Origin of the sequence: Mycobacterium sp., assembly GCF_965230835.1 — a bacterium.
Lineage (GTDB): Bacteria > Actinomycetota > Actinomycetes > Mycobacteriales > Mycobacteriaceae > Mycobacterium.
Map to the genome: position 1 here is coordinate 2,859,947 of NZ_CBDDLW010000002.1, position 25,473 is coordinate 2,885,419.

The window sequence follows — 25,473 nt, forward strand, 5'->3', positions numbered from 1 at the left end:
AGGGGCCATCGGGCGCGGGCTAAGCAGGGGTCTGTGCCAGCTCGCGACCGATCTGGCGCAACTGCCTGGTGGCACCGCCCAGTGCGAACTCGGTCTCTTTTGCCGCTAGGAAATAGCGGTGCACCGGATGATCGGTGTCGATGCCGACGCCCCCGTGAACGTGCACGATGGTGTGTGCCACCCGGTGCCCGGCGTCGGAGGCCCAGAATGCGGCGGTGGCCACGTCGATGTCGGCGGGGAGGTCTTCTGCTACCCGCCAGGCCGCTTGGGTAAGCGTCATTCGCAGCCCTTTGACGTCGATATAACCGTCGGCGAGTCGTTGTCCCACCGCCTGGAAGCTGCCGATGGGGCGATCGAACTGCTCGCGGGTGCGCGCATACTCGGCAGTCAGTTGCAGTCCCCGCTCAAGTACTCCGAGTTGAAAAGCACTGTGCCCTAAGGCGGCATGCGTATCTAGCCAAGTGGCGACGTCGCTGCCGCCGACCCGCCGGGTGGACTCGATCTCGGTTCCGTCCAAGGCGAGATGGCCGACGCTGCCCAGGCCCGTGGTGTGCAACGCGGTCAGCGTGACTCCTGGATCTTCGGCAGAAACAAGGAAAACTACTGTGCCAGAATCGGTTTCGGCTGGGACGAGGAAGGCGTGTGCTAGTGGGCCATAGCTGATCTGGGTGCGAGTGCCGGTGAGCCGGTAGCCGTCGCCGGCCTTCGTCGCCTGCACTGGTCCCTCGCCCATCTCGGCGTGCAGCGCGACCGCGAGGATTTTCTCACCCGCTACAGCTGGCTCGCCCCAGCTCTGTTGCAGCTCGTCGGAACCGAACTTCGCCAGCGCGCCAGCAGCCAACACCACCGACTCCAGGTACGGTACGGCAGCCAACTGGTGCCCCAGCGCAACCAGCACTGCTGTCTGCTCAAGCCCCCCGAAACCATCGCCGCCCACCGATGTCGGGACTGCGCTGGACAAAATGCCCGCGTCGATGAGTTTGCGCCACAGCTTGAGGTCGAACCGTTGATCGAGTTTGTCGAGTTCGCGTTGATGCTCGGGGGTGCATACCGCGTCCACGATCGTGTCGACCAGACCGCCGAGATCCTGGGCCGCTTCAGTCGTCGAGAAATCCATGGCTGTTTCGTCCTTACTGGTCAGCGGTTGGCTCGGGGCAGTCCCAGTGCGACCATGCCAATGATGTCGCGCTGGACTTCGTTGGTGCCGCCGCCGAAGGTCAGGATCAAGCATGCCCGGTGCATCCGCTCGACCCGGCCGCGCACCAAGGCGCCTGGCGAGTCCTGACGCAGGGTTGCCGCGGTGCCCAGCACCTCCATGAGCAACCGGTAGGCCTCGGTAGCCAGTTCGGTGCCGAACACCTTGGCGGCTGAGGCATCGGCGGGCGACGGGGCTTCGCTTTGCGCGGAAGCCAGCTCCCAGTTGATCAGCTTGAGAACCTCGGCCTTGGCGTGGACTCGGGCCAGATTCAGTTGGACCCACTCGGAGTCGATGAGCCGGGCGCCGCTGGCATCTTTGGTATTTTGCGCCCATTCGCGAACTTCGCGGAGGCACAAAAAGATCGGCGCAGGCGACACCAGGGCGACCCGTTCGTGGTTGAGCTGGTTGGTGACCAAGCGCCAGCCCGCGTTCTCCTCGCCGACGCGGTTGGTCTGGGGCACTCGAACATCGGTGAAATAGGTCGCGCTGGTGTCTGGACCGGCCATAGTGTGTACCGGCGTCCAGGAGAAGCCGTCCGCTGTAGTCGGCACGATCAACACGGAAATGCCACGGTGTTTTTTGGCCTCGGTGTTGGTGCGCACCGCCAGCCAGATGTAGTCCGCGTACGCGATCAGGCTGGTCCACATCTTCTGGCCGTTGATCACGTAGTCGTCACCGTCGCGGACCGCGGTGGTGCGCAGATTAGCCAGGTCGGTGCCGGCGCCCGGTTCCGAGTAGCCGATTGCGAAGTGCAAATCCCCGGCCGCGATCTTTGGCAGGAAGAACTTCTTCTGCTCCTCGGTTCCGTAGGCCATGATCGTCGGCGCGACGCTGTTGATCGTCAGGAACGGTACCGGTGCGCCGGCGATCGCTGCCTCGTCGGTGAAGATCAGCTGGTCCATCGCCGAGCGGTCCTGGCCGCCGTATTCCTGGGGCCAGCCCAACGCGAGCCAGCCATCCTTGCCCATTTGCGCGACCGTCTCCCGGTACACATTGCCGGTGCCGTATTCGCCCTGGACCGAACTCAGCGCCTCACGGCGCTCCGGTGTCATCAGCTCGGTGAAGTAGGACCGCAGTTCGCGCCGCAACTCCTCCTGTTCAGGGGTGTAACTGATGCGCATTCGAGCCGCCTCCGATCAACCGATCACGTCACGTGCCTGAGCCATTGCAGGCCGGTTTGTTGACGCCATAACCCATGTCAACGGATACCCGTCCGTTACCCCGGTTGTAACACGTTCTAGTCTGGGAATCCAGCGACCGTTTCATCAGCCGTGGCGGAACTCCTTGGGAGCCCGAGGATGGTGTTACATACTGATTTAGGAACAGACGAGAGCTGACCGAGTTGTCTGGCCGGGTTCAAGGAGGTTGCCGTGCGGGTGATAGTGGACCATGACCGTTGCGAAGGCAACGCGGTGTGCTTGGGAATCGCGCCGGATGTCTTCGACCTAGACGACCAGGATTATGCCGTGGTGAAGACCGATCCCGTTCCCGCCGACCAGGAAGATCTGGTCGAGCAAGCCATCGCCGAATGCCCGCGCGCTGCATTGTCGCGTAGCGACTAGGCGCAGGCTGATACCGGGTAACCCGAGACTAGAGGTATTCATAAATTGACCAATAGTGCGAACGCGACCGATCTGTCCGGAAAGGTCGCGATAGTGACTGGCGCTGCCGCCGGATTGGGTCGGGCGGAGGCGGTGGGCTTGGCCCGACTCGGCGCCACCGTCGTTGTCAACGACATTGCAGCCGCTCTGGATGCTTCCGGCGTTCTCGACGAGATCAGCGCCATCGGCTCTAAGGCGGTGGCGGTGACTGGCGATATCAGCCAACGGGCGACCGCCGATGAACTGATCGCTTGTGCCGAGGGTCTGGGCGGGCTCGACATCGTGGTGAACAACGCCGGTATCACCCGGGACCGGATGCTGTTCAACATGACCGATGAGGATTGGGACCTCGTGGTCGCCGTGCATCTGCGCGGTCATTTCCTGCTCACCAGAAACGCTGCCACCTACTGGCGCGCCAAGGCCAAACAGGCCAGCGATAGTGGAGGTGCCATCTTCGGCCGGATCGTCAACACGTCGTCGGAGGCCGGTCTGGTGGGGCCGGTTGGGCAAGCCAATTACGCCGCCGCCAAGGCCGGCATTACCGCGCTCACTCTGTCGGCCGCGCGGGCGCTGGGCCGCTATGGGGTGTGCGCGAACGCGATCTGTCCGCGGGCTCGCACTGCGATGACAGCCGACGTGTTCGGGCCGCCGCCCGATGTCTCCGACGCGGGGGAAGTGCAGATCGATCCCTTGTCGCCGGAGCACGTGGTGACCCTGGTGCAATTTTTGGCCTCTCCCGCGGCAGCGGATGTCAACGGTCAGGTGTTCATCGTCTACGGTCCTGACGTGACGTTGGTGTCGGCGCCGAGCGTGGAACATCGATTCAGCGCGGAGGGCGCTGCCTGGGAGCCTGCCGGGCTTAGTTCGGCTTTGCGGGACTACTTTGCCGACCGGGATCCGGAATTGAACTTTTCGGCTGTGAGTCTCATGGGCCAGTAGAGGCAAGGAGCTTGTTGGGGACGACCCCCGACAGTTGGAATCGCTATCGGATTGACGCCCTGCGGCATTGGTCTTGACCTGGCGAAACTGTGGTAGGCCAGGCGGATCCGGAGTTCGTTGACGGGGCTAAGTTGTTTTGGGTTACTATGATCCGGTTCTCGCCGCGAAATGTGCGCGAAATGTGTACGTGCTGAGCGCGTGCTGGGGACACGCTGACTTCGCCGCGGGCAGCAGACGGGGGGGGACCAGGTTGATTCAAAGGCTTGCGGTTCCGGCCCGGGCCGTTGGCGGCTTCTTTGAAATGTCGATCGACACCGCTCGAGCTTCTGTTCGCCGCCCCTTCCAGCTCCGTGAGTTCCTGGATCAGACCTGGATGATCGCTCGCGTCTCGTTGGTCCCCACGCTGCTGGTCTCCATCCCATTCACCGTCCTTGTGGCATTCACCCTCAACATTTTGCTTCGCGAAATCGGGGCCGCCGACCTCTCGGGTGCGGGAACGGCATTCGGCACGATCACCCAGCTGGGCCCGATCGTGACGGTGCTCGTTGTGGCCGGTGCCGGAGCTACTGCGATCACGGCCGACCTGGGAGCCCGCACGATTCGTGAGGAAATCGATGCGATGCGGGTGCTGGGCATCGACCCGATCCAGCGGCTGGTTGTGCCCAGGGTTATGGCGTCCACTCTGGTTGCTCTGCTCCTCAACGGCTTGGTCTGCGCAATCGGACTTTCCGGCGGGTATGCGTTTTCGGTGTTTCTACAGGGCGTCAACCCGGGTTCCTTCGTCAACGGGCTGACCGTGCTCACCGGGCTGCCGGAGTTGCTGCTTGCTGAAGTTAAAGCGCTGCTGTTCGGGGTGATGGCCGGGTTGGTCGGGTGTTATCGGGGCCTGACCGTTAAGGGTGGACCCAAGGGCGTCGGCAATGCGGTCAATGAAACCGTTGTGTACGCGTTCATTTGTTTGTTCGTCATCAACGTGGTCATGACCGCCATCGGCGTACGAATCTCGGTCAAGTGAGCAATCGATGAGCTACGACGCCACCATCCGGTTTCGCAGGTTCGTGTCGCGGCGGTTGTCTCAACCGGTCGACAGCTTCGGGGAGCAGGCGCTTTTCTACGGCGAAACTATGCGCTACATCCCCAACGCCATCACCAAGTACCGCAAAGAGACCGTTCGCCTGATTGCTGAGATGACGCTGGGTGCCGGGGCGCTTGTCATGATCGGTGGCACAGTCGGAGTCGCGGCCTTCCTGACGTTGGCGTCTGGCGGCGTTATCGCGGTTCAGGGCTACTCGTCGCTGGGGGACATCGGTATCGAAGCGCTGACGGGATTCCTCTCGGCGTTCCTCAACGTTCGGGTTGTTGCGCCGGTGATCGCCGGTATCGCGCTGGCGGCCACCATCGGTGCCGGCGCCACCGCGCAATTGGGCGCGATGCGGGTTTCTGAAGAGATCGATGCCGTGGAATGTATGGCAGTCCACTCAGTGTCGTATCTGGTGTCAACTCGGCTGATCGCCGGCCTCGTCGCGATTATTCCCCTGTACTCGCTGGCGGTGCTGGCCGCGTTCTTTGCTGCTCGTTTCACCACAGTGTTTATTAATGGTCAGTCCGCGGGCCTCTACGACCACTATTTCGACACATTCCTCATCCCATCCGATCTGTTGTGGTCGTTCTTGCAGGCCATTGTGATGGCGATCGCAGTGATGCTCGTACATACCTACTACGGTTACAACGCCACTGGTGGGTCGGTCGGCGTCGGCGTCGCCGTCGGTCAGGCCGTGCGAACCTCGCTGATCGTCGTGGTGGTCATCACCTTGTTTATCTCGTTGGCCGTTTACGGTGCGTCCGGTAACTTCAACCTCTCCGGGTAACGAATCGACTACGGGCTCGGAAAAAGAACATTAGAAAGAAACAGGAAGAAAAGGACTCGGATAAGCACAATGTCAGGTACCGGATCGCGACGCACGAGCGCTCGGGTGGCGGCGGCGCTGTTGGCCGGTCTGCTCGTGGGATCGGCGGTCCTGACATACCTTTCCTACACTGAGGCTTTCACGTCCACCGATACCGTGGTGGTCTCCGCGCCGCGCGCTGGGTTGGTGCTGGAGCAGGGCGCCAAAGTCAAGTACCGCGGCATCCAGGTAGGCAGGGTCGAGGACATCGCCTACCGCGGCGACCAGGCGCGGGTGAAGCTAGCTATCTTCCGCAACGAAATGCACTTCATCCCGTCCAACGCGACGGTCCATATTGCTGGCAACACAATTTTCGGCGCCAAGTCTGTGCAGTTCATTCCGCCTAAGAATCCTGACTCCACGTCGCTGCGCCCGGACGCGCATGTGCAAGCCGTATCGGTGCAGCTGGAAGTCAACACCTTGTTCCAGTCGCTCATGGACCTGCTGCACAAGATTGACCCGGTTGAATTGAACGGGACACTAAGCGCGTTGTCCGAAGGCCTGCGCGGCCACGGCGATGACCTGGGCGCGTTGCTGTCGGGACTCAATACGCTGACGCGGCAGGCGAACCCGAAGTTGCCTGCGCTGCAGGAGGACTTCCGCAAGGCGGCCATCGTCACCGACGTGTTTGCCGATGCCGCGCCTGACCTCAACACGTTGTTCGACAACCTGCCGACGATCAATCGGACGATCGTCGAACAACAAGACAACCTCAATGAAACGCTGTTGGCGGCAATAGGGCTGAGCAACAACGCCTATGACACGCTGGCGCCGGCTGAAGAGGACTTCATTGCCGCCATCAAGCGGTTGCGGGCCCCGGTTAAAGTGGCGTCTGACTACTCGCCGGAATTTGGTTGTCTGTTCCGAGGCATTGTGCGAGGCATCAGAGAGTTCGCCCCGCTGCTCGGTGTACGCAAGGCAGGACTGTTCACGTCGTCGAACTTCATCCTGGGATCGCCGTCCTACACCTATCCGGAGAGTCTGCCGATCGTCAACGCCAGCGGAGGCCCGAACTGCCGGGGTTTGCCTGACATCCCGACCAAACAGACCGGCGGCTCGTTCTTCCGCTCGCCGTTCCTGGTCACTGACAATGCGCTGGTGCCATACGAGCCGTTCACCGAGCTTCACGTCGACGCGCCTTCGACGCTGCAGTTCCTCTTTAACGGCAGCTATGCGGAAAGGAACGACTTCTGATGGCGGGCTCGGGCGTCCCGTCGTTCCGATCGGTGTTGATCAAGGTCAGCATTTTTGCAGTGGCGATGCTGCTTGTGGGGGCCGGCCTCATTGTGGTCTTCGGCGAGTTTCGGTTCGGTCCGGAAGGCACCTACCACGCCACCTTCACCGACGTGTCGCGGCTGAGGGCCGGGCAGAAGGTCCGCATCGCCGGAGTCTCGGTCGGTTCGGTGCAGGGTGTCACGCTCAACCCGGACAACACCATCGACGTAAAATTCGGAGTCGACAAGCGATACACGCTGTACTCGTCTACGCGCGCGTTGGTCCGGTACGAGAACCTGGTGGGCGACCGGTTCTTGGAGATCGCTTCGGGTCCCGGGGAGCTTCGAAAACTGCCCCTAGGCGGGACGATCAACGCCCAGCACACCCAGCCTGCCCTCGACCTCGATGCTCTGCTAGGTGGGCTGCGGCCGGTGCTCAAAGGCTTGGACGGCGACAAGTTGAACAGCATCACCGGTGCTCTCATCCAGTTGCTGCAAGGGCAGGGTGGCGCGCTATCCAAAGTGCTCGCCGACACCAACGCCTTCTCGACGGCGCTGGGCGCACGTGACCAACTCATCGGCGACGTAATCAACCACCTCAATGTGGTGCTGGGCACGGTCGACGAGAAAAGCGCCCAATTCGGGACCAGCGTCGACCAGCTGCAGGAGCTGATCACCGACCTGGCCAACAACCGCGACTCGATTTCGGGCGCCATCCCGCCGCTGGCGTCGACGACAAGCGATCTGACGACGCTGTTGAAGAATTCGCGGCGGCCATTGCAGGGCGTCTTGGAAAACGTGCGGCCCTTAGCCACTGAGCTGGACGACCGCAAGGCCGAGCTCAACAACGATATCGAGCAGCTCGGCGAAGACTACCTGCGGTTGTCCGCGCTGGGCTCCTACGGGGCGTTCTTCAACATCTATTTCTGCACGGTGACGATCAAGATCAATGGACCGGCGGGCAGCGATATTCTGTTGCCGATCGGTGGCCAGCCCGATCCCAGCAAGGGGAGGTGCGCTTTTGCCGAATAGCAAACATGAGCGCGACCCACTACGCACCGGTGTTTTCGGCCTGGTGCTGGTCGTCTGCGTCATGCTCATCGCGTTTGGCTACGCCGGGTTGCCCTTTATGCCGCAGGGCAAGATCTACAACGCTTACTTCGCGGATGCCGCCGGTATCGGCCCGGGTAACTCCGTCTATGTGTCGGGTTTCAAGGTGGGCACCGTGTCGGGTGTCAGCTTGGCCGGTGACAGCGCGAAGGTCACCTTTAGCGTGGACCGCAAGGTGGCGGTCGGCGACCAGTCACTGGCGGCGATTCGGACCGACACTATTTTGGGTGAGCGCTCCATCGCGGTGAGCCCGGCCGGAACCGGCGAGGCGACCACCATCCCGCTGAGCCGGACTACTACGCCGTACACGCTCAACGGGGCGCTGCAGGATCTGGGGCGCAGCGCGACCGACCTGAACAAGCCGCAGCTCGAGAAGGCGCTGTCGGTGCTCACGGAGACTCTGCACGACGCCACCCCGGAGCTGCGGGGTGCCCTAGACGGAATTACGTCGCTATCGCGAACCCTGAACCGCCGCGACGAAGCGCTGCAATCTCTGCTGGAGCACACGAGGTCGGTCACGGGAGTGCTGTCTGAACGCGCCAAGAAGGTTAACAAGCTGGTGCTCGACGGCAACCAGCTATTCGCTGCCCTCGATGAGCGGCGCGCCGCGCTGAGCCAGCTGATATCGGGCATAGATGATGTGTCAGTACAGATTTCCGGCTTTGTCGCTGATAATCGCAAGGAGTTCGGTCCGGCGCTGAGCAAACTCAATCTGGTACTGGAAAACCTCAACGAGCGCCATGACTACATCGTCGAAGCGATCGAACGGGTGCCGACGTATGCGACCACGCTCGGCGAGGTGGTTGGAACCGGGCCAGGTTTCAACGTCAATGTTTTCGGAGCGATACCGGCGCCGCTAGTAGCGACCGTGTTCGACGCCGTATTCCAGCCGGGCAAGCTCCCAGACAGCTTCGCAGACTACCTGCGGGGGCTGATTCAGGAGCGTTGGATCATCAGACCGAAGTCGCCGTGATGCCGGGGTTGTCATGATTAAAGGGATCCTCGGCAGCCGGGGACTCCGTTACGCAACTGTGGTCGCATTGGTCACGGTTCTGGTGGGGGGCGTATACGTGCTCTCATCCTCGGCAAACACACGAACTTTCGTCGGCCACTTCACCTCGGCTGTCGGGCTTTATCCCGGCGATCAGGTTCGCATCCTGGGTGTCGAGGTGGGCAAGATCGACTCGATAGAACCGCGTCCCGGCGACGTCAAGATCACGATGTCGGTGTCGGGGAATGTCAAGGTGCCCAAGGACGCACAAGCCCTGATCATGTCGCCGAACCTGGTTGCGGCGCGATTTATTCAGCTCACCCCCGCATATACCGGGGGGGCGGTGCTGCCGGACGGCGCGACCATCGATCTGGATCGCACCGGGGTTCCGGTGGAATGGGACGAGGTTAAAGAGGCTCTGACTCAGCTTTCTGCTCAGCTCAGCCCCGCGGCGGGATCGATACAAGGTCCGCTCGGCAACGCGATCAACCAGGCTGCCGACTCACTCAACGGCAATGGCGAATCTTTCCACAATGCATTGCGCGAGCTTTCGCAAGTCGCTGGGCGTCTCGGTGATTCACGCAGCGACCTGTTCGGTACGGTCAAGAACCTTCAGGTGCTGGTCGAGGCTTTGTCGAAGAGCAACGAACAAATCGTTCAGTTCGCCGGGCACGTGGCGGCGGTGTCGCAGGTTCTGGCCGACAGCTCGCGTGGTCTGGACAAGACGCTGAGCACGCTCAATCAGGCGCTCTCGGATGTCCGGGGCTTTCTCAGCGAGAACAACGAGACGTTGGTCGGAACTGTCGACAAGCTCAGTGAATTTGCCCAGACCTTGAGCGGCGAGAGCGACAACCTAGAGCAGGTACTGCACGTGGCGGGACCCGGCATCGTCAACTTCTACAACATTTACGATCCCGCGCAGGGCACTTTGAACGGGTTGTTGTCGTTGCCTAACTTCGCCAATCCCGTGCAATTCATTTGCGGCGGCTCCTTCGACACCGCCGCCGGGCCGTCGGCACCCGACTATTACCGGCGGGCCGAGCTCTGTCGTGAACGGTTGGGTCCGGTGCTGCGCCGGCTTACCGCGAACTTCCCGCCGATCATGTTCCACCCGATCAACTCGATCACCGCCTACAAGGGCCAGATCATCTACGACACCCCGGCAACGGAAGCCAAGGCCAAGACACCGGTTCCGGAGTTGACCTGGATACCCGCTCCCGGTTCGGGTACGGAGGATCCGAAGGATCTGCAGAATCTGCTGGTTCCGTCGACTCCCGGGTCAGGATCGCCTGGCGGGGGCGACGCGACAGCACCGGGTCCCGCACCGGACGCACCGCTTCCGGCTGAGCAGGGGACCGGCTGATGAAACGAATCTGGCTACATGCCTGCGTATTGGTGGCCGGCGGTGCGCTGCTGACTGGATGCCAGTTTCAGGGGCTGAACTCGCTTCCCTTGCCCGGCACGGCCGGCCACGGCTCGGGAGCGTACTCGATTACGGTCGAGCTACCAGACGTGGCGACACTGCCGCAGAACTCACCGGTCATGGTCGATGAGGTCACGGTGGGCAGCGTGTCGGGCATAGAAGCTGTCCAGCGGCCGGACGGATCCTTCTACGCCGCGGTGAAGTTGGCGTTAGACAAAAACGTGGTGCTGCCGGCAAACGCCATCGCCACGGTCGCCCAGACTTCGCTGCTGGGTTCGCTGCACGTTGAGCTTGCCCGGCCGAAAGGAAAACCGTCGCCAGATAAGCTGGTCGACGGGTCGACAATCACCGAGGCCAACACGGATCGCTTTCCCACCACCGAAGAGGTGTTCTCGGCGCTCGGCGTGGTGGTCAACAAGGGCAATGTTGGTTCGCTGGAAGAGATCACCGACGAGATTTACCAGGCTGTCGCGGGCCGTCAGAACCAGCTCGTCGACCTGGTCCCCAACCTGGCAAAGTTGACAGCCGGGCTCAACCGGCAGGTCAACGACATCATTGACGCGGTAGAGGGGCTGGACCGATTCTTCGCGGTGCTGTCGCGTGATACAGACAAGCTGGGCCGGACGTTAGACACACTGCCCGAAGCGGTCGGGGTACTCAACAAGAATCGAGGCCGCATCGTTGACGCATTCGCCGCGCTCAAACGGTTGGCGATGGTCACCTCACACGTGCTGGCCAAAACCAAGGTGGATTTCGCCGAAGACGTCAAAGGTCTGTATTCGGTCATCAAGGCCCTCAGCGACAGCCGAGAAGACTTTGTGACTTCGTTGCAGCTGTTGCTGACGTTCCCATTCCCCAACTTCGGGATCAAGAATGCGGTGCGCGGCGACTACCTCAACGTATTCACGACATTCGACCTCACCCTGCGCCGCATTGGCGAAACCTTCTTCACCACCTCGCTCATTGATCCCAACATGGCGCATATGGCCGAGATCCTCAACCCGCCCGACTTCTTGACCGGTGAACTGGCGAACCTGTCCGGACAAGCCGCCGACCCGTTCAACATTCCGCCTGCGGCGGAGGGGGGGTAAGGGGCCAGTCGATGATTGACAAACTCACCAGGATCCAACTCTACGTATTCGCTGTGATCACTGTGCTCACATTGACCGTGATGGCCATCTTCTATCTGCGTTTGCCGGCTACCTTCGGTATCGGAACCTATGGTGTGAGCGCGGATTTCGTCGCGGGCGGCGGACTCTACAAGAACGGCAACGTCACCTATCGCGGCGTCGCAGTAGGACGGGTGAAATCGGTTGAGCTGAACGCTGACGGCGTCACCGCGCAGATGCGGTTGAACAGCGGAACCAAGATTCCCGCGAATGTCGTTGCCACCGTGAAGAGTGTTTCGGCAATCGGTGAGCAGTACGTCGACTTGGTGCCGCCCGATGATCCATCGACTGCCACGCTGCACAACGGATCTGAGATCGAACGGAAGAACACCCGGATTGGTCGCGACGTCGCCGACTTGCTGCACGAGGCAGAGACGCTGGTCAACAGCCTGGGGGACACCAGGTTGCGCGAGGTCTTGCACGAGACGTTCATCGGGCTCAACGGCACTGGTCCAGAAGTGGCCCGGCTGGTCGAATCGGCGCGATTGCTGGTGGACGAGGCCAACGCCAACTATCCGCAGGTCTCTCAGTTGATTGATCAGCTTGGTCCGCTGTTGAAGGCGCAGATTCGCGCCGGCAGTGACATCAAGTCACTGGCAGACGGGCTCGCGGGCTTTACCTCCGAGCTCCGGCAGGCCGACCCTCGGTTGCGCGACGTGTTGGCGACCGCCCCCAGCTCCATCGACCAGGCCAGCACGGCGTTCTCCGGTATCCGCCCATCGTTTCCGGCGCTGGCCGCGAGCTTGGCCAATCTGGGCCGAGTGGGCGTGATATATCACAAGTCACTTGAGCAGCTCTTGGTGGTTCTGCCGGCGCTCTTCGCCGCAATCACCACGTCAGCGGGCGGCGCGCCCCAAGACGAGGGGGCCAAGCTGGACTTCAAGATAGACCTGAATGACCCGCCGCCGTGCGCCACAGGCTTTCTGCCCGCGCCTTTGGTCCGCTCACCGGCCGATGAATCGGTGCGCGAGCTTCCGAAGGATCTGTACTGCAAGACCGCGCACAACGATCCCAGTACCGTGCGCGGGGCCCGCAACTATCCGTGTCAGGAATTCCCGGGCAAGCGGGCACCGACGGTGCAGTTATGTCGCGACCCGAAAGGTTTCGTGCCTATTGGCACCAACCCGTGGCGCGGCCCTCCGATCCCATACGGCACGCCGGTAACGGATGGGCGGAACATTCTGCCGCCCAACAAGTTCCCATACATCCCGCCGGACAGTGACCCTGATCCAGGTATTCCCGTGGTTGGGCCGCCCCCGCCCGGTGAGGTGGCCGGACCCCCGCCGGCGCCGCATCAGCCGGCGAGGGTTCCACCGCCGCCCAATGACAATGGTCCGCCTCCACCGTTCACGTCGTGGATCCCGCCGGGATACCCACCGGAGCCGCCGCAGGTTCCATATCCGGCCAGCATCCCGCCGCCACCGCCGGAGGGCACCGGACCGGCGCCGCAGGCAAGCGGACCCGCTTACACCGTCTACGACCAAAACACCGGACGCTTTGCCGATCCGACCGGTGGTACTGGTATCTTCGCGCCCGGCATCAATGGCGCGTCGAGCGCCGAGAATTGGGTGGACCTAATGCGTGATCCGAGGCCGATGTAGGTGGCGCCGGTAAGCAGCAGATGAGTGAAGGTGCTACGATAGTTCCTCGCCTCCGGCTAGTGATTTGACGCGCAGCGACCTGAACGCGTTGTTGAGAGGAATAAGGTCGGCGCTGACGATCACCCGCTGTTACCTATGCGTCGTCCTTTACCAGCCGATAGATGCGGTATGTGCTCCTGTTTCAAGCGGCTGCACTGTGATGCCGAGCGGTAGGCGGTGCGCCGTGGCGCGGCTGATTGGTCGCAAGCGGGTCGGCGTAGATGCGGGAAATGAATTGCCTGTCCCTTTAATCAGCGCTGCGCTTTATGGCTAGCGCGGATCGAATCACCGACGTATCCGAATGCGAGAAATATTCTAGATGTGGGTGCTGTCTTTTTCGCTGCTGGGGCCAGTCGCGTCGGCGTCGCCGAGGCTGTCTTGGAGTTGGTCGAGGGGGTCTTTGCCTCCGCTGGTTCCGAGGCGGTGCGGTGGCGCTGATCCGCTGCCTGAGGTGGGGATTCGGTCAGGGTCGACGTCATTCATCGTTCCGGGACCGCCGCCGCCTCCGCCGCGCTCGATGACCGGACCATCGTCGCCCGGGGTCGGTGGCGGAGGGGGCGGTGTGGGCGTCGAGGTGGCTCCCGGCGGCGGGGGTGGAGGCAGTTGCGTGGATGTTAGCGACGTGGGTGGTGGTTGGGAGGTGACGGTGGACGGCGGCGGGGCTGGTGGTGCGGGCGGCAGGTGCAGTGCTTTGATCTTGTCGGCCAACCGCGCGGCCGCGTCGTTGCGGACCGTGCGACGATCAGGGTTTGGGTCCGAGTTGTCCTGGAAGCAGTGCGCAGGCGCGCCCGAGATCACTTGCAGGGCAGCGTTGTAGCGTTCTTCGGCGCGGGACTTATCTGTGTTGGACGCCGCGATGTCGCCTTGAGTTTCTCGGACTAGCTCGAGGTTGATCCGTGTTGGGCAGGAGTCTGGTCCGCCGTTGCGGGCCAAGGCGGCGTTGAAGTGATACTCGGCGTCGTTAAGTCTGCCTTCCAGCACGGCCAGATCACCGGCGATGAACGACACCTCGCCCGGCTCAATGATATTGAACGTGTCTAATGTTGAGACGTCGGCACGTAGTGCGTCGATGTCGTGGTCAGCAAAGTCTGACATAGCTGCGTTGCCGATCAGCATGGTCGAGATAATCTTGGCGACACTCGCCAGCAGCAACAGTGCGCCGGGTAGCGAGAAAATAATGAGGCGCCGACGCAGCCGCAATCGTGATGGGCCGCGCCGCCACCACCATGCTGCGTGCTGGCGGGCGCGGCGCGCAGCGATCCTGGGGTCTTGTCGCAGCATCAGAGCCTCGCTTGCCGAAGTATGCGGCTGCGGCGGAATTCCCGCAAGGTCAAGTAGGTTTCGCCGAGCGCTGTCGGCGGCAACTGAATACTGACCAGTGGGCGGCAATTGAAAATTGACCAGCTTCCTAGAGTGCCTTGGCTATGTGTCAAGGAGGAGGCAGGTGTTGAACGTGGAGGATTGGGCTGAGATTCGCCGGTTGCGCCGGTCGGAGCAGTTGCCGATTGCCGAGATTGCGCGGGTGATGGGTATTTCGCGGAATACGGTGAAGTCGGCGTTGGCTTCTGATGGGCCGCCGAAGTATCGGCGTGCGGTGAGGGGTTCTGTTGCTGATGAGGCCGAGCCGCGGATTCGGGAGTTGTTGGCGGCCTATCCGCGGATGCCGGCGACGGTGATTGCTGAGCGGATCGGTTGGTCGTATTCGATCCGCACACTGAGTGGGCGGGTGCGTGAGTTACGGCCACTGTATTTGGCGCCGGATCCGGTGTCACGGACGACGTATGTGGCCGGTGAGGTCGGGCAGTGTGACTTCTGGTTTCCCGATGTTGTGGTGCCGGTGGGGTATGGCCAGGTTCGTAGGGCGGCGACGTTACCGGTGTTGACCATGGTGTGTGGGTATTCACGGTGGGCTTCGGCGCTGTTGATTCCGACACGCGCTGCCGAAGACTTGTATGCCGGTTGGTGGCAGCATCTTTCGACGTTGGGTGCGGTTCCACGGGTGTTGGTGTGGGATGGTGAGGGCGCGGTCGGGCGGTGGCGGGCACGCCGACCAGAGTTGACCCCGGCATGTCAGGCTTTCCGCGGGACCTTGGCCACCACGGTAGGGATCTGTAAACCCGCTGATCCTGAGGCCAAGGGTCTGGTTGAACGGTTCCATGACTATTTGGAGCGGGCGTTTTTGCCGGGGCGGGTGTTTGGCTCCCCAGCCGATTTCAACATCCAGTTGCAGGCCTGGCTGGTGGGGGCCAACCACCGCCAGCATCGGGTGCTGGGATGCCGGCCAGCAGATCGCATCGCCGCCGATACCGCAGCGATGCTGGCATTGCCGCCGGTTGGGCCCAGCATCGGATGGCGACGCTCAACGCGGTTGCCTCGCGATCATTACGTGCGCCTCGACAGCAACGATTACTCGGTGCATCCGGCCGCGATCGGCCGCCGTATCGAGATCATCGCAGATCTAAACCGGGTGCGGGTCTGGTGTGACGGCACGCTGGTCGCCGACCACGACCGGATCTGGGCCAAACATCAAACGATCAGCGATCCCGAACATGTCCAGGCCGCGAAACTGCTGCGGCGCAAACGGCTCGAGGTTGTTGGTCCACCGCATCACGTGGAGGTCGAACAACGCCGTCTCGCTGATTACGACGCCTTGTTGGGCCTTGACGGGCCGGTGGCGTGATGGCTGCCAAGACCGCGACCAGCAGCCGTGATGTCACCGCCGAGCTGGCGTATCTGACCCGGGTGTTGAAAGCCCCGACGCTGCGTGAGGCCATCGAACGTCTCGCTGAGCGCGCCCGAACCGAAGCGTGGAGCTATGAAGAATTCCTCGCGGCGTGTCTGCAGCGTGAGGTGTCGGCTCGGGAATCTCACGGCGGCGAAGGGCGCATCCGCGCTGCCCGCTTCCCATCACGTAAATCGTTGGAAGAGTTCGACTTCGATCATGCCCGCGGTCTCAAACGCGACATCATCGCCCATCTGGGCACCCTGGACTTCGTCACCGCTAAAGACAACGTGGTGTTCCTCGGCCCACCAGGGACCGGCAAGACCCACCTGGCGATCGGGATTGCGATGCGCGCTTGTCAAGCAGGTCACCGCGTTGCGTTCGCGACCGCTTCGCAATGGGTTGATCGTCTTGCTCGCGCCCATCACAACAGCACCCTGCAAGCCGAATTGGCGCGGCTGGCCCGCTACCCCCTGCTGGTTGTCGATGAAGTCGGCTACATCCCGTTTGAACCCGAAGCCGCCAATCTGTTCTTCCAACTCGTGTCGTCGCGTTACGAACGGGCCAGTCTCATCGTCACCTCGAATAAGCCCTTCGGGCGGTGGGGCGAAGTGTTCGGCGACGACGTAGTCGCCGCCGCCATGATCGACCGACTCGTCCATCACGCCGAAGTCATCGCCCTCAAAGGAGACAGCTACCGCATCAAAGACCGAGACCTCGGCCACACCACCACAGCCGAGGACCAATGAAACCAAGCTGGTCAATTTTCGATTGCCGAAACCTGATCAGTTTTCACTTGCCGTTGACAGAGCGCGAGGGCTGCGGCTAAACCGGTAAACACCCAGTAGAGTTCGGTGCGTTCCACGGTGCTGGATGCAATCACTGGCGAGCCACCGGGGTCCGTCAGGTCGACCGCGGGCACTACGGGGGTAATGAGGCCGGTGTCGCGGTGAAAGTACGGTACGCCCAGTTCTACGGCGATCGCCTTGAGCGCGTCTTCGTTGAGGCCAGAGTTCGCCGCCTGGTCAGCTCGCTCATCCCACATGTAGATCAGCTTGCCGTCGACGTAGCCCTGCGGAATCGGTCCACCTGCCTGGGTGCCGTAGCCCAGGACGGCACCGCCGCTGATCGCTCCGCGGGGTATGTCGAAGCCGGCCTGGGCAGCCCGCGAGCCCCCGGCCCCTTCCCCGAAATAGAACACGAGGTTCTTCGAGTCACGATAGTGCTTGGTCGCTTCGTCCAATTTGGTGCGCAGCAGATCATCGGCGGCGCCGACGTTGACCATAAACATCGCATCGGGGCCGACTTCGGTGTAGGTCGACAGTCCCTGTATGAGCGGCTTGAGGTGGCGTCTTAGGACTGGTGTAAAAACGCTGGGCGCATGTTCCTGGTGGTCATGTTACGCGGCGGTGGTGTCGGTCGTGGTTGTTGTGGTGGGGGGATGCAGTGGGCGGGGTGGCTCGAGCAGTTGGTGGCGTAGTTCTTGGAGGTGGCGGCTGGTCGCTGATGTTTGGGTGACTCCGCGCCAGCCGCGGCTGGCGCGGTCGAGGACGGCATCCATACCAGCGACAGACAGCTGTTTCGCCGGGTAGGCGGCCGATGACCTTGACCCGGCGACGGGATTCTCCGAAGGTGCGTTCGATGAGGTTGGAATGGCGGATGCGTGTCCAGTGTTGGCGGGGGAAGCGCAAATGCACGCTCAGCGAGGCGAAGTCGTTGGCCAGGCAAGCGACCGCGGCTGGGTAGAGCCCGCGGTATGTGGTGGTGAACTCCTCGGCGCGGCGGGTGGCTTCAGTATCCACGGCCTGCTGGCCGGGTGGCTGGTCAATGTCATCGAAGATCGACCAGAACGCGGCTTTGATCTCGTCCTGGACCGCGACAGGTGTCTTGGCGATGACGTTACGGCAGCGATGGATCAGACACCGCTGACGCAGGCTTGCCGGAAACGTGGTCTCCCATGCGGCGATCAGGCCCGGCGCCCCGTCGGAGATGCCCAGTAGCGGCGGGCGTAGTCCCCGGTTCCTCAGGTCAGCCAAGAAGTCGGCCCACGCATCAGCCGACTCCGCTGCGGCTGGGGCCAGCCCAATAAACAGGGGCTTGCCGTCGGTGCAGATGCCCCAGGCGGCCAGCACCGGCTCGGCCGGGGCGTTGGGATGCATCCGAAAGTTCGAGGCATCCAAGAACAGGTAGTCCAACACCAGCTCATCAAGGCGTCGAGACGACCACGCAGCGAACTCGTCTTTGATGGCCGCACAAATCCGGCTCACCGTCGAGCGCGACAACGCCGCCTGCGAGCCCAGCACCTCGGCCAACGCGGCCTCGATGTCGCGATCCGACGAACCGCGCACCCATCCCGAAATCACCAACGCCTCCAGAGCGTGGGTGCGCGTCACCCCGGCACCGAATAGCCGCGAACAGAACCGCTCGTCGGTGTCGCGTAGTTTCGGGCGGCATAATTCGACCGAGCCCATCGTGGTCTTCACCGTCGCCGGCGGTTGATACCCATTGCGGTACCCGCCCGGGCCGTCCTGAACCCGACGCTGGTGACGGGCTCGGCCCAACACTGCTTCTACCTCGGCCTCCACGGCGACCTGAAACACCAGACGCACCGATAACCGCCCGACCTCCTCCAAAATCTCGGTCAACGGCCGCTCGGTCGCGGCGAACAACTGATCCATCTCAACACGCACACGCTCAATCGGCGATACTCGCTTGGTCACGGGCGTAGCCCCTCCTTCATAGCTTTCGTCGGTTGCGACGGAACCTACGCCCGTGACCATTTACACCAGCGATGAGACGCGACCCTGCTTGAAACTCCACACATCATCGGACAGTGGCCAATCTAGTGTGGCCTTGGACGCGAAACTGATCAGCGCGAACCGCGCTCGCGGGTATTGGTCGGTCAGCGCAATTATATCGCTGCGAATACCCGACATGCGTGACTTCGCGTCGTCGTAGTCTTCCACCCGTCCGTCCAGCGAGCGGTCGACTACGATGAACACGTTGGCGCCGACTTTGGCTTCGGTGCTTTGCTTGCGGATCATCGTGGGGCAGGCGTTGTCGATGGCGTTGGCCAAGCTGATGACTGCTTCGTTGACGTGTGCGGACTTGGTGTTCCAGCGGTGCTGCAGCGCCTGATCGCGATCAGATCGAGAGCGATGGCGACCAGGACGCTGGCGGGAACGATAGGTTGAAACGTCATCGGCGCAAAACCGCCAAATTCCCTTTGATGGCGTCTTGCTCAGCAATGGCGCGTTCGGGTAGTCCCAGCTCCGCTTTGTGACGACGATGCCTATGGGTAGCACGACATTGGGCGGATTAGCGCGGATCTTGTCGAGTTGAGTTGCCAAACTTGGGTCGGTGCTCGACGGATTCGCACTAATCAGTACATCGGCGGGGTTGTAGACGCTATAGCGTCCACCTGTGGCGCCAGCGATCTCTGCCAGTGCCTGGTTGGATTTGTCGAGTAGGGCATCAGAGCTGGAAAGCAGACGCCACGAACGAGGAACCGTCGGAGTCGGTGCTCGAATATGACAGCCCGCTTTCGCGGATGTTCGCGCTGATCGTGTCCAACTCAGTGATCACCGGCGTTTGCGCCGCTTTGTAGCGGGCGAGGGCACTTTGAACGGCCAGCCCGGTCTGTCCTCGGAGCTGAGACACCATGGCATCGCCGATGCCCTCGATAGCGTGCAAGTTGGTCGCGTCTCATCGCTGGTGTAAATGGTCACGGGCGTAGGTTCCGTCGCAACCGACGAAAGCTATGAAGGAGGGGCTACGCCCGTGACCAAGCGAGTATCGCCGATTGAGCGTGTGCGTGTTGAGATGGATCAGTTGTTCGCCGCGACCGAGCGGCCGTTGACCGAGATTTTGGAGGAGGTCGGGCGGTTATCGGTGCGTCTGGTGTTTCAGGTCGCCGTGGAGGCCGAGGTAGAAGCAGTGTTGGGCCGAGCCCGTCACCAGCGTCGGGTTCAGGACGGCCCGGGCGGGTACCGCAATGGGTATCAACCGCCGGCGACGGTGAAGACCACGATGGGCTCGGTCGAATTATGCCGCCCGAAACTACGCGACACCGACGAGCGGTTCTGTTCGCGGCTATTCGGTGCCGGGGTGACGCGCACCCACGCTCTGGAGGCGTTGGTGATTTCGGGATGGGTGCGCGGTTTGTCGGATCGCGACATCGAGGCCGCGTTGGCCGAGGTGCTGGGCTCGCAGGCGGCGTTGTCGCGCTCGACGGTGAGCCGGATTTGTGCGGCCATCAAAGACGAGTTCGCTGCGTGGTCGTCTCGACGCCTTGATGAGCTGGTGTTGGACTACCTGTTCTTGGATGCCTCGAACTTTCGGATGCATCCCAACGCCCCGGCCGAGCCGGTGCTGGCCGCCTGGGGCATCTGCACCGACGGCAAGCCCCTGTTTATTGGGCTGGCCCCAGCCGCAGCGGAGTCGGCTGATGCGTGGGCCGACTTCTTGGCTGACCTGAGGAACCGGGGACTACGCCCGCCGCTACTGGGCATCTCCGACGGGGCGCCGGGCCTGATCGCCGCATGGGAGACCACGTTTCCGGCAAGCCTGCGTCAGCGGTGTCTGATCCATCGCTGCCGTAACGTCATCGCCAAGACACCTGTCGCGGTCCAGGACGAGATCAAAGCCGCGTTCTGGTCGATCTTCGATGACATTGACCAGCCACCCGGCCAGCAGGCCGTGGATGAAGCCACCCGCCGCGCCGAGGAGTTCACCACCACATACCGCGGGCTCTACCCAGCCGCGGTCGCTTGCCTGGCCAACGACTTCGCCTCGCTGAGCGTGCATTTGCGCTTCCCCCGCCAACACTGGACACGCATCCGCCATTCCAACCTCATCGAACGCACCTTCGGAGAATCCCGTCGCCGGGTCAAGGTCATCGGCCGCCTACCCGGCGAAACCAGCTGTCTGTCGCTGGTATGGGCCGTCCTCGACCGCGCCAGCCGCGGCTGGCGCGGAGTCACCCAAACATCAGCGACCAGCCGCCACCTCCAAGAACTACGCCACCAACTGCTCGAGCCACCCCGCCCACTGCATCCCCCCACCACAACAACCACGACCGACACCACCGCCGCGTAACATGACCACCAGGAACATGCGCCCAGCGTTTTTACACCAGTCCTAAGACGCCACCAGTCAGAGGAACCACGCGCAAGGTAGGTGAAGTCAGGCCAATGCGTTGGGTTTTATAGGAGCTGGCCTTTCGCGCGAAATAGTTCAGGTAGCCCGCAGTAGTGGGATCGGTGACCGGTTGGCCAACGCAGACCATAATGTCCTCGGGGTGCACCGATTCAAAGTTGCGACTAGCTGCTGAGAATCCGACCGGTCGTGCGGTAGTAAGCAGCGCCGCGGCGAAAACGGCCAGGAGCAGCACCAGCGTGATTAGCATTGACCAGAATTGCGTGCGTGCGACGCGGGCATATTCGGGCATACCGGTAAGCCGGCTGACGTGAGCCAGCGGCCGCAACACCTTGGTCATCTTGGCGATCGGCACCAGCATCCCCGCAGTGATCACCGCCGCCAGGGCGATCAGCCCGACGATGAAGACGGCGCTCCACCTCAAGTCCATGTGCGGATCACCGCCATTGTTGCCTGAGCTGCTCGGTCGACGTCGGCGGGTTCGGTTGCGAACTGGGCATCATTGAGCGCCGCGAAAACCGGTGCCGTTGTGGTGAGTTGGGTATCGTTGGTGATGTCGTCGATGTGCATGTACTGCGCTCGGGCGCCGGTCGATATGTTCAGGAAACTACGCAACGTGCGGCTCATAGCCGAAGCGGCCTGGCCCCCGGACAACCGCCCGCTCCGGTAGTTGCCCACGACTGCCGTGATGGTGCGGCTAAAGCGCCGTCGCAGCAGCCGGGTGTGCACACTGCGGACCAGTGGTATGCGGCGCAACTGCGCGGCCGGCAGTGTCCACACCTACACCCCGACGTAGTAGCTGACGATGGTGGCCGCGCACAGCGCCGCGACCACCCACCACCAGCCGGAGAATCCGGTGGGGCCGCCGAGGTAGCGCAGCAGGTCACCCGGCATGCTGGAATGCCTCAGTCATGGCGACGAGCTTGCTGCGGATCTCGGTACTGGCGCCGATCCGAGTGAATTGAACACCGCGGGAGACCAAAAACTGCTCGAGTTGGGCAATGCGGGAGGCTTCGCGGCGGCGGTAGGCGTCGACTATCCGTGGCCCCAAGGTTGCGCCGTTGAGCACGTAGCCGCCGGTGGCCACATCGTACCCATCACGTTCCCCCGCCGCGGATCCGACCGCAGGCATGTCGGAGATCATTGCCCACATAACCTCGTGTCGTCCGAAAAGCCCCTGCAGCGCTGTGGCTAGTCGATCATCGACGTCTGGTTCGTCGGAGACCACGATGATTAGCATTCGGCGCCGGTAACCGGTTGCTACGTAGTCGATTTGGGTGGTGATGTCGCTGGTGGCCGGCTGGCTGAGGGTATGGTTGTAGAAGCGGTGTAGTAGGTGTTCGATATGCGTTTCGCCGCGGCGCGCGCGAATAATGGCGCTACCGCGTGAATCTCCGAAAACCATGCCGAGCTCATCGGATCGACCTAGCGCGATCAGGCCAAGGGCGCCCATCACGTGCAAGGCGATGTCGCGTTTGAATTCTCCGCTGGGCGCCAGCGCAGCCGTGTTCCGGCCCGCGTCAGCAATCAACAGGATCTTGTGGTGCTTTTCGGAGACGTAGCGTTTGATCAGCACCGAGCCCGAGCGCGCGGACGCTTTCCAGTCGATGTCACGGATATCGTCACCGGCGACATAGGGTCGCAGGTCGTCGAATTCGAGGCTGCGGGTATGCAGCAACGTGTAGCGGCCTCCTTCGAGAAGGCCGCGGGTGTCGGTGCCGAAATACATCTTGGCTCGATTGAGGTGTTTGCCCATGATGAGCTACGGCACCCGAACGGCTTGTAGCGCCGCGTCGACGACGACGTGGGGGGTGATTTTCGCGGCGCTGGCCTCAAAGCTCAATATCAGCCGGTGTCCGAGGACCCGGTGGGCCAGATGCTGAATGTCCTCGGGGCGAACGTGGTTGCGGCCTCGCAGCAAAGCTAGGGCACGCGCGCTTTCACAGAATGCGATCGTGGCTCGTGGGGAGGCCCCGTACTCAAGGACCCGGGCCAGCTGCGGCGGCAGCGATTGCGGGGTACGAGTGACAGCCACCAGCTGGCTGGCATACTGCATCAGCAGCGGATCCATGTGAATGCTGCGCACCACCGTTTGCAGGCGGCGCACATCTTCCAAGCCGATCACAGCATCGACGGTGCGTTCTTTGTCGTAGACCCCGGCATCGCGGCGCACCATTACCTCCACTTCCTCTTGGGCGGTGGGGTAGCGCAGGATGTCTTTGAGCATGAATCGATCAGTCTGCGCCTCGGACAATGGATAGGTGCCCTCTTGATCGACCGGGTTTTGAGTGGCGATCACCAAGAACGGCTGTGGGATCGGGTACACGGTTCCCGCGATCGTCGTCTGGCGTTCCTCCATGGCTTCGAGCATCGCGCTCTGGGTCTTCGCGCTCGATCTGTTGATCTCGTCGAGCAACACGATGTTGGCGTGCACGGGGCCCAGTTGAGTAGCAAAAGAATTGGTCGCTGACTCATAGACTTGGGTGCCCAAAATATCGCTGGGCAACAAATCCGGAGTGCATTGGATACGCTGGAACTGACCATGGATCGACTCCGCGACCACGCGTGCCGCGGTGGTTTTCGCAAGCCCAGGGACACTTTCGATCAAGATATGGCCACCGGCCAGGAGCCCGATCAGCAGGGACTCACGTAGATTGTCTTGGCCCACGACCTTGCTGGTAAAGGCCTGCGCCAGCGCTGCCAGGCTGCGCTGGGCGGCATCAATGTCCTGTTGGCTGGGTTGAATTCTTGTAGCAGTAGTCATCGTGGCCTCTCACCAACAAACGAATCGGATAAGGTTCATCGGAATTTCAGTTCTGGCGGACTTTTCGCCATGTCAGCTGTTCCCGAAACGAACTTTGTAGCGTCGCCCTGCTTGGTTGTGCCGCGGGTGGTCTCGACGGTGATCGGTACGGTGATCTCCCCCGCAAAGTTCAACACGAGTCGGTAGGGGTCAAAGCTGTCGAAATTGACTCCGCTGATATTGGCTGGTCCCCACGTGGCCGTCGCTTCGACAAGCCCGTAGGAATCCAGGTGTAGCGGGCAGCCGGGCGGCGCCAGCAGGTTCGACTTTTGGCAATCGGACATTGCGGCTTTCAGCTGGTCTCGTGCTGCGTCGCGCCCCTTATCGGACAGCGTGAATTTCGGTTGTACCCATGTTGCGCTCGCCAATGAAATCTGGTCGAGCAAAAGGGGTTTAGCTGCCACCGTCATGTATGGGTTGGTGCTGCCGATGTCGATCCAACCGGGAAAGACGTACACCGTGGAGTCGCCGGTTGGCTTGCCGAAGAACGTGACTGTCTTCCCGGCCGCATCGCCACCAACGATCGCGCTGGGCGCGATCTTGATCGCTGCCGAGGCCAGTTTCCAGCGCCCGTGGTCCTTTTTTACTGACAGGGTGGTGTCAGAAACTTTTTCGCCGAAGTTGGCGACCACATGCACCTGAGCAAAACCCACCGCCGCGGCTGCACCCGCCGAGTCGTCGCTGAGGACTCTAACGTTGCTGATCGGCCACTGCGTGGTCTGCTTTTTCAAGATCGCGTCGGAAAGAAACTCTTTGCTCGCGGGCTGATCGGCGCCGTAGCTGAGCGCCGCCTCGGCGTTACCGCGAGCCAGCGCCTGCAGGTAGCCTTTGACCGCATCGCCGGCCGAACCGCCACCGCCGGAGCCACCCCGACCAGTCAATGTGATCACTAAAACGATGGCTACGACCACGAGCACTGCGCCGCCGGCCGCCAAAGTGACCCACAACGGTTTGCGGCTCTTGGCCAACCCCGGCGGTGGCCCCTCCGGCGGGTACCCATAGGCTGGCTGGCCCGACGGTGCAGGCGCTGCCGGCCCCGAGTGCCACCCGACCCCGGCGGTAGGCACCGATGGCTGAGGTGCGTTGTGCCCTTGCGGTTGCCAGGCGCCCGCGGCAGGTGGTGGTTGCTGCGGCGGCCCCCACCGGCCTTGAGCAGATCCCGAAGATTGCCAGCGATCCGCTGCCGGATCAGAGCCACCCACCGGGTTCGGGCCCCCGAACCGCGACCCATCAGTCACATCAACCTCCACAGCTAACGAGCACAAATTTTCAGTGCGGCATCTTGTTTGCTATTGCACTCACCACCGCCGCAGGTTGAGTGGCGGTGATTCCTATGCCGCAGACATAAACATCAATCACAACGTTGGAGCGCGATGTGATCGCGCGTGCGCACACATAGCCCTCGGCCCCCTCGGCCGTGTTGACGACTGTGGCGGTGTCGCCTGAAGCTGATGGAAACGGTCGCGTCTCATCGCTGGTGTAAATGGTCACGGGCGTAGGTTCCGTCGCAACCGACGAAAGCTATGAAGGAGGGGCTACGCCCGTGACCAAGCGAGTATC

25 protein-coding genes and 1 pseudogene are annotated in these 25,473 nt (G+C 62.3%); 13 read left to right on the forward strand and 13 right to left on the reverse strand.

The annotated features are described in order from the left end of the window. Window positions 1-19: 19 nt before the first annotated feature. Together ACO07W_RS13565 and ACO07W_RS13570 are read right to left on the reverse strand one after the other, a co-directional pair. Window positions 20-1,117, reverse strand: coding sequence for an acyl-CoA dehydrogenase family protein (locus ACO07W_RS13565; protein WP_421843905.1), 1,098 nt, complete (start codon window positions 1,115-1,117; stop codon window positions 20-22). Window positions 1,118-1,137: 20 nt separating this feature from the next. After that, on the reverse strand, window positions 1,138-2,319 hold the full coding sequence (locus ACO07W_RS13570) for an acyl-CoA dehydrogenase (protein WP_421843907.1): 1,182 nt from the start codon (window positions 2,317-2,319) through the stop codon (window positions 1,138-1,140). 249 nt (window positions 2,320-2,568) lie between these two features. Here ACO07W_RS13570 and ACO07W_RS13575 point away from each other — a divergent pair, with 249 nt between their 5' ends. The 10 genes from ACO07W_RS13575 (at window position 2,569) to ACO07W_RS13620 (ending at window position 13,192) form a co-directional block, all read left to right on the forward strand. After that, entirely contained in the window at window positions 2,569-2,760 is a 192-nt protein-coding gene (locus tag ACO07W_RS13575; RefSeq protein ID WP_421843909.1) for a ferredoxin, read from the forward strand. 45 nt (window positions 2,761-2,805) lie between these two features. Then, complete coding sequence (locus ACO07W_RS13580; RefSeq protein ID WP_421843911.1) at window positions 2,806-3,738, forward strand: 3-oxoacyl-ACP reductase; 933 nt, start codon at window positions 2,806-2,808, stop codon at window positions 3,736-3,738. A gap of 250 nt (window positions 3,739-3,988) precedes the next feature. Further along, window positions 3,989-4,753 (forward strand): MlaE family ABC transporter permease, encoded by a 765-nt coding sequence (locus tag ACO07W_RS13585; protein ID WP_421845984.1) that lies wholly within the window; start codon window positions 3,989-3,991, stop codon window positions 4,751-4,753. Between the two features lie 7 nt (window positions 4,754-4,760). Beyond that, entirely contained in the window at window positions 4,761-5,606 is an 846-nt protein-coding gene (locus ACO07W_RS13590; RefSeq protein ID WP_421843913.1) for an MlaE family ABC transporter permease, read from the forward strand. 69 nt (window positions 5,607-5,675) lie between these two features. After that, complete coding sequence (locus ACO07W_RS13595) at window positions 5,676-6,878, forward strand: virulence factor Mce family protein (protein WP_421843915.1); 1,203 nt, start codon at window positions 5,676-5,678, stop codon at window positions 6,876-6,878. Further along, complete coding sequence (locus ACO07W_RS13600) at window positions 6,878-7,930, forward strand: MCE family protein (RefSeq protein WP_421843917.1); 1,053 nt, start codon at window positions 6,878-6,880, stop codon at window positions 7,928-7,930. The genes ACO07W_RS13595 and ACO07W_RS13600 overlap by 1 nt, the downstream gene beginning before the upstream one ends. Next, window positions 7,920-8,981, forward strand: a complete 1,062-nt coding sequence (locus ACO07W_RS13605; protein ID WP_421843919.1) for a virulence factor Mce family protein — start codon at window positions 7,920-7,922, stop codon at window positions 8,979-8,981. Before ACO07W_RS13600 ends, ACO07W_RS13605 begins: the two co-directional genes overlap by 11 nt. 13 nt (window positions 8,982-8,994) lie before the next feature. Next, window positions 8,995-10,362 (forward strand): virulence factor Mce family protein, encoded by a 1,368-nt coding sequence (locus tag ACO07W_RS13610; RefSeq protein WP_421843921.1) that lies wholly within the window; start codon window positions 8,995-8,997, stop codon window positions 10,360-10,362. Further along, window positions 10,362-11,513, forward strand: coding sequence for an MCE family protein (locus ACO07W_RS13615; RefSeq protein ID WP_421843923.1), 1,152 nt, complete (start codon window positions 10,362-10,364; stop codon window positions 11,511-11,513). Before ACO07W_RS13610 ends, ACO07W_RS13615 begins: the two co-directional genes overlap by 1 nt. Window positions 11,514-11,524: 11 nt before the next feature. Continuing rightward, window positions 11,525-13,192: a virulence factor Mce family protein gene (locus ACO07W_RS13620; protein ID WP_421843925.1), complete on the forward strand. Its 1,668-nt coding sequence runs from the start codon at window positions 11,525-11,527 to the stop codon at window positions 13,190-13,192. Between the two features lie 354 nt (window positions 13,193-13,546). Here ACO07W_RS13620 and ACO07W_RS13625 read toward each other — a convergent pair whose 3' ends face one another. Next, the gene (locus ACO07W_RS13625; protein WP_421843927.1) at window positions 13,547-14,512 is read right to left on the reverse strand and encodes a hypothetical protein; all 966 of its coding nucleotides are present in this window, start codon (window positions 14,510-14,512) and stop codon (window positions 13,547-13,549) included. A 163-nt stretch (window positions 14,513-14,675) separates the two neighbouring features. Between ACO07W_RS13625 and istA the strand changes: the two genes are divergently transcribed. Beyond that, window positions 14,676-15,911 carry an IS21 family transposase gene (gene istA / locus ACO07W_RS13630; RefSeq protein WP_421839994.1) on the forward strand — a complete coding sequence of 412 codons (1,236 nt, stop codon included), beginning with the start codon at window positions 14,676-14,678 and terminating at the stop codon, window positions 15,909-15,911. Beyond that, entirely contained in the window at window positions 15,911-16,702 is a 792-nt protein-coding gene (istB, locus tag ACO07W_RS13635; RefSeq protein WP_421839995.1) for an IS21-like element helper ATPase IstB, read from the forward strand. The genes istA and istB overlap by 1 nt, the downstream gene beginning before the upstream one ends. An 11-nt stretch (window positions 16,703-16,713) precedes the next feature. Here the strand turns inward: istB and ACO07W_RS13640 are convergent, their stop codons facing one another. The 4 genes and pseudogenes from ACO07W_RS13640 to ACO07W_RS13655 all read right to left on the reverse strand — a co-directional run bounded on the left by ACO07W_RS13640 (window position 16,714) and on the right by ACO07W_RS13655 (window position 19,646). Next, window positions 16,714-17,238 carry a hypothetical protein gene (locus ACO07W_RS13640; protein WP_421843929.1) on the reverse strand — a complete coding sequence of 175 codons (525 nt, stop codon included), beginning with the start codon at window positions 17,236-17,238 and terminating at the stop codon, window positions 16,714-16,716. Window positions 17,239-17,352: 114 nt separating this feature from the next. After that, window positions 17,353-18,631, reverse strand: a pseudogene (locus ACO07W_RS13645) (IS256 family transposase). 102 nt (window positions 18,632-18,733) lie between these two features. Continuing rightward, window positions 18,734-19,303: a hypothetical protein gene (locus ACO07W_RS13650; protein ID WP_421843931.1), complete on the reverse strand. Its 570-nt coding sequence runs from the start codon at window positions 19,301-19,303 to the stop codon at window positions 18,734-18,736. A 124-nt stretch (window positions 19,304-19,427) separates the two neighbouring features. Next, complete coding sequence (locus tag ACO07W_RS13655; protein WP_421843933.1) at window positions 19,428-19,646, reverse strand: WXG100 family type VII secretion target; 219 nt, start codon at window positions 19,644-19,646, stop codon at window positions 19,428-19,430. 129 nt (window positions 19,647-19,775) lie between these two features. Here ACO07W_RS13655 and ACO07W_RS13660 point away from each other — a divergent pair, with 129 nt between their 5' ends. Further along, window positions 19,776-21,050 (forward strand): IS256 family transposase, encoded by a 1,275-nt coding sequence (locus ACO07W_RS13660; RefSeq protein ID WP_421840071.1) that lies wholly within the window; start codon window positions 19,776-19,778, stop codon window positions 21,048-21,050. 31 nt (window positions 21,051-21,081) lie between these two features. Here the strand turns inward: ACO07W_RS13660 and ACO07W_RS13665 are convergent, their stop codons facing one another. The 6 genes from ACO07W_RS13665 to ACO07W_RS13690 all read right to left on the reverse strand — a co-directional run bounded on the left by ACO07W_RS13665 (window position 21,082) and on the right by ACO07W_RS13690 (window position 25,404). After that, window positions 21,082-21,540 (reverse strand): hypothetical protein, encoded by a 459-nt coding sequence (locus ACO07W_RS13665; RefSeq protein ID WP_421843935.1) that lies wholly within the window; start codon window positions 21,538-21,540, stop codon window positions 21,082-21,084. Continuing rightward, on the reverse strand, window positions 21,531-21,890 hold the full coding sequence (locus ACO07W_RS13670; RefSeq protein ID WP_421843937.1) for a hypothetical protein: 360 nt from the start codon (window positions 21,888-21,890) through the stop codon (window positions 21,531-21,533). Before ACO07W_RS13670 ends, ACO07W_RS13665 begins: the two co-directional genes overlap by 10 nt. A gap of 103 nt (window positions 21,891-21,993) precedes the next feature. Continuing rightward, window positions 21,994-22,866 (reverse strand): DUF58 domain-containing protein, encoded by an 873-nt coding sequence (locus ACO07W_RS13675; protein ID WP_421843939.1) that lies wholly within the window; start codon window positions 22,864-22,866, stop codon window positions 21,994-21,996. A gap of 6 nt (window positions 22,867-22,872) precedes the next feature. Further along, window positions 22,873-23,874 carry an AAA family ATPase gene (locus tag ACO07W_RS13680; RefSeq protein ID WP_421843941.1) on the reverse strand — a complete coding sequence of 334 codons (1,002 nt, stop codon included), beginning with the start codon at window positions 23,872-23,874 and terminating at the stop codon, window positions 22,873-22,875. A 35-nt stretch (window positions 23,875-23,909) separates the two neighbouring features. Beyond that, window positions 23,910-25,151, reverse strand: a complete 1,242-nt coding sequence (locus ACO07W_RS13685) for a hypothetical protein (protein ID WP_421843943.1) — start codon at window positions 25,149-25,151, stop codon at window positions 23,910-23,912. 31 nt (window positions 25,152-25,182) lie between these two features. Continuing rightward, entirely contained in the window at window positions 25,183-25,404 is a 222-nt protein-coding gene (locus ACO07W_RS13690; RefSeq protein ID WP_421843945.1) for a sensor domain-containing protein, read from the reverse strand. Window positions 25,405-25,473 lie beyond the last annotated feature (69 nt).

Bases quoted from the DNA above. Each gene is read 5' to 3' on its own strand.
- ACO07W_RS13665 (WP_421843935.1), bottom strand. From the start codon at position 21,540: ATGGACTTGAGGTGGAGCGCCGTCTTCATCGTCGGGCTGATCGCCCTG.
- ACO07W_RS13565 (WP_421843905.1), bottom strand. From the start codon at position 1,117: ATGGATTTCTCGACGACTGAAGCGGCCCAGGATCTCGGCGGTCTGGTC.
- ACO07W_RS13615 (WP_421843923.1), top strand. From the start codon at position 10,362: ATGAAACGAATCTGGCTACATGCCTGCGTATTGGTGGCCGGCGGTGCG.
- ACO07W_RS13595 (WP_421843915.1), top strand. From the start codon at position 5,676: ATGTCAGGTACCGGATCGCGACGCACGAGCGCTCGGGTGGCGGCGGCG.
- ACO07W_RS13625 (WP_421843927.1), bottom strand. From the start codon at position 14,512: ATGCTGCGACAAGACCCCAGGATCGCTGCGCGCCGCGCCCGCCAGCAC.
- istB (WP_421839995.1), top strand. From the start codon at position 15,911: ATGGCTGCCAAGACCGCGACCAGCAGCCGTGATGTCACCGCCGAGCTG.
- ACO07W_RS13600 (WP_421843917.1), top strand. From the start codon at position 6,878: ATGGCGGGCTCGGGCGTCCCGTCGTTCCGATCGGTGTTGATCAAGGTC.
- ACO07W_RS13590 (WP_421843913.1), top strand. From the start codon at position 4,761: ATGAGCTACGACGCCACCATCCGGTTTCGCAGGTTCGTGTCGCGGCGG.
- ACO07W_RS13610 (WP_421843921.1), top strand. From the start codon at position 8,995: ATGATTAAAGGGATCCTCGGCAGCCGGGGACTCCGTTACGCAACTGTG.
- ACO07W_RS13675 (WP_421843939.1), bottom strand. From the start codon at position 22,866: ATGGGCAAACACCTCAATCGAGCCAAGATGTATTTCGGCACCGACACC.
- ACO07W_RS13570 (WP_421843907.1), bottom strand. From the start codon at position 2,319: ATGCGCATCAGTTACACCCCTGAACAGGAGGAGTTGCGGCGCGAACTG.
- ACO07W_RS13680 (WP_421843941.1), bottom strand. From the start codon at position 23,874: ATGACTACTGCTACAAGAATTCAACCCAGCCAACAGGACATTGATGCC.
- ACO07W_RS13640 (WP_421843929.1), bottom strand. From the start codon at position 17,238: ATGGTCAACGTCGGCGCCGCCGATGATCTGCTGCGCACCAAATTGGAC.
- ACO07W_RS13660 (WP_421840071.1), top strand. From the start codon at position 19,776: ATGGATCAGTTGTTCGCCGCGACCGAGCGGCCGTTGACCGAGATTTTG.
- ACO07W_RS13620 (WP_421843925.1), top strand. From the start codon at position 11,525: ATGATTGACAAACTCACCAGGATCCAACTCTACGTATTCGCTGTGATC.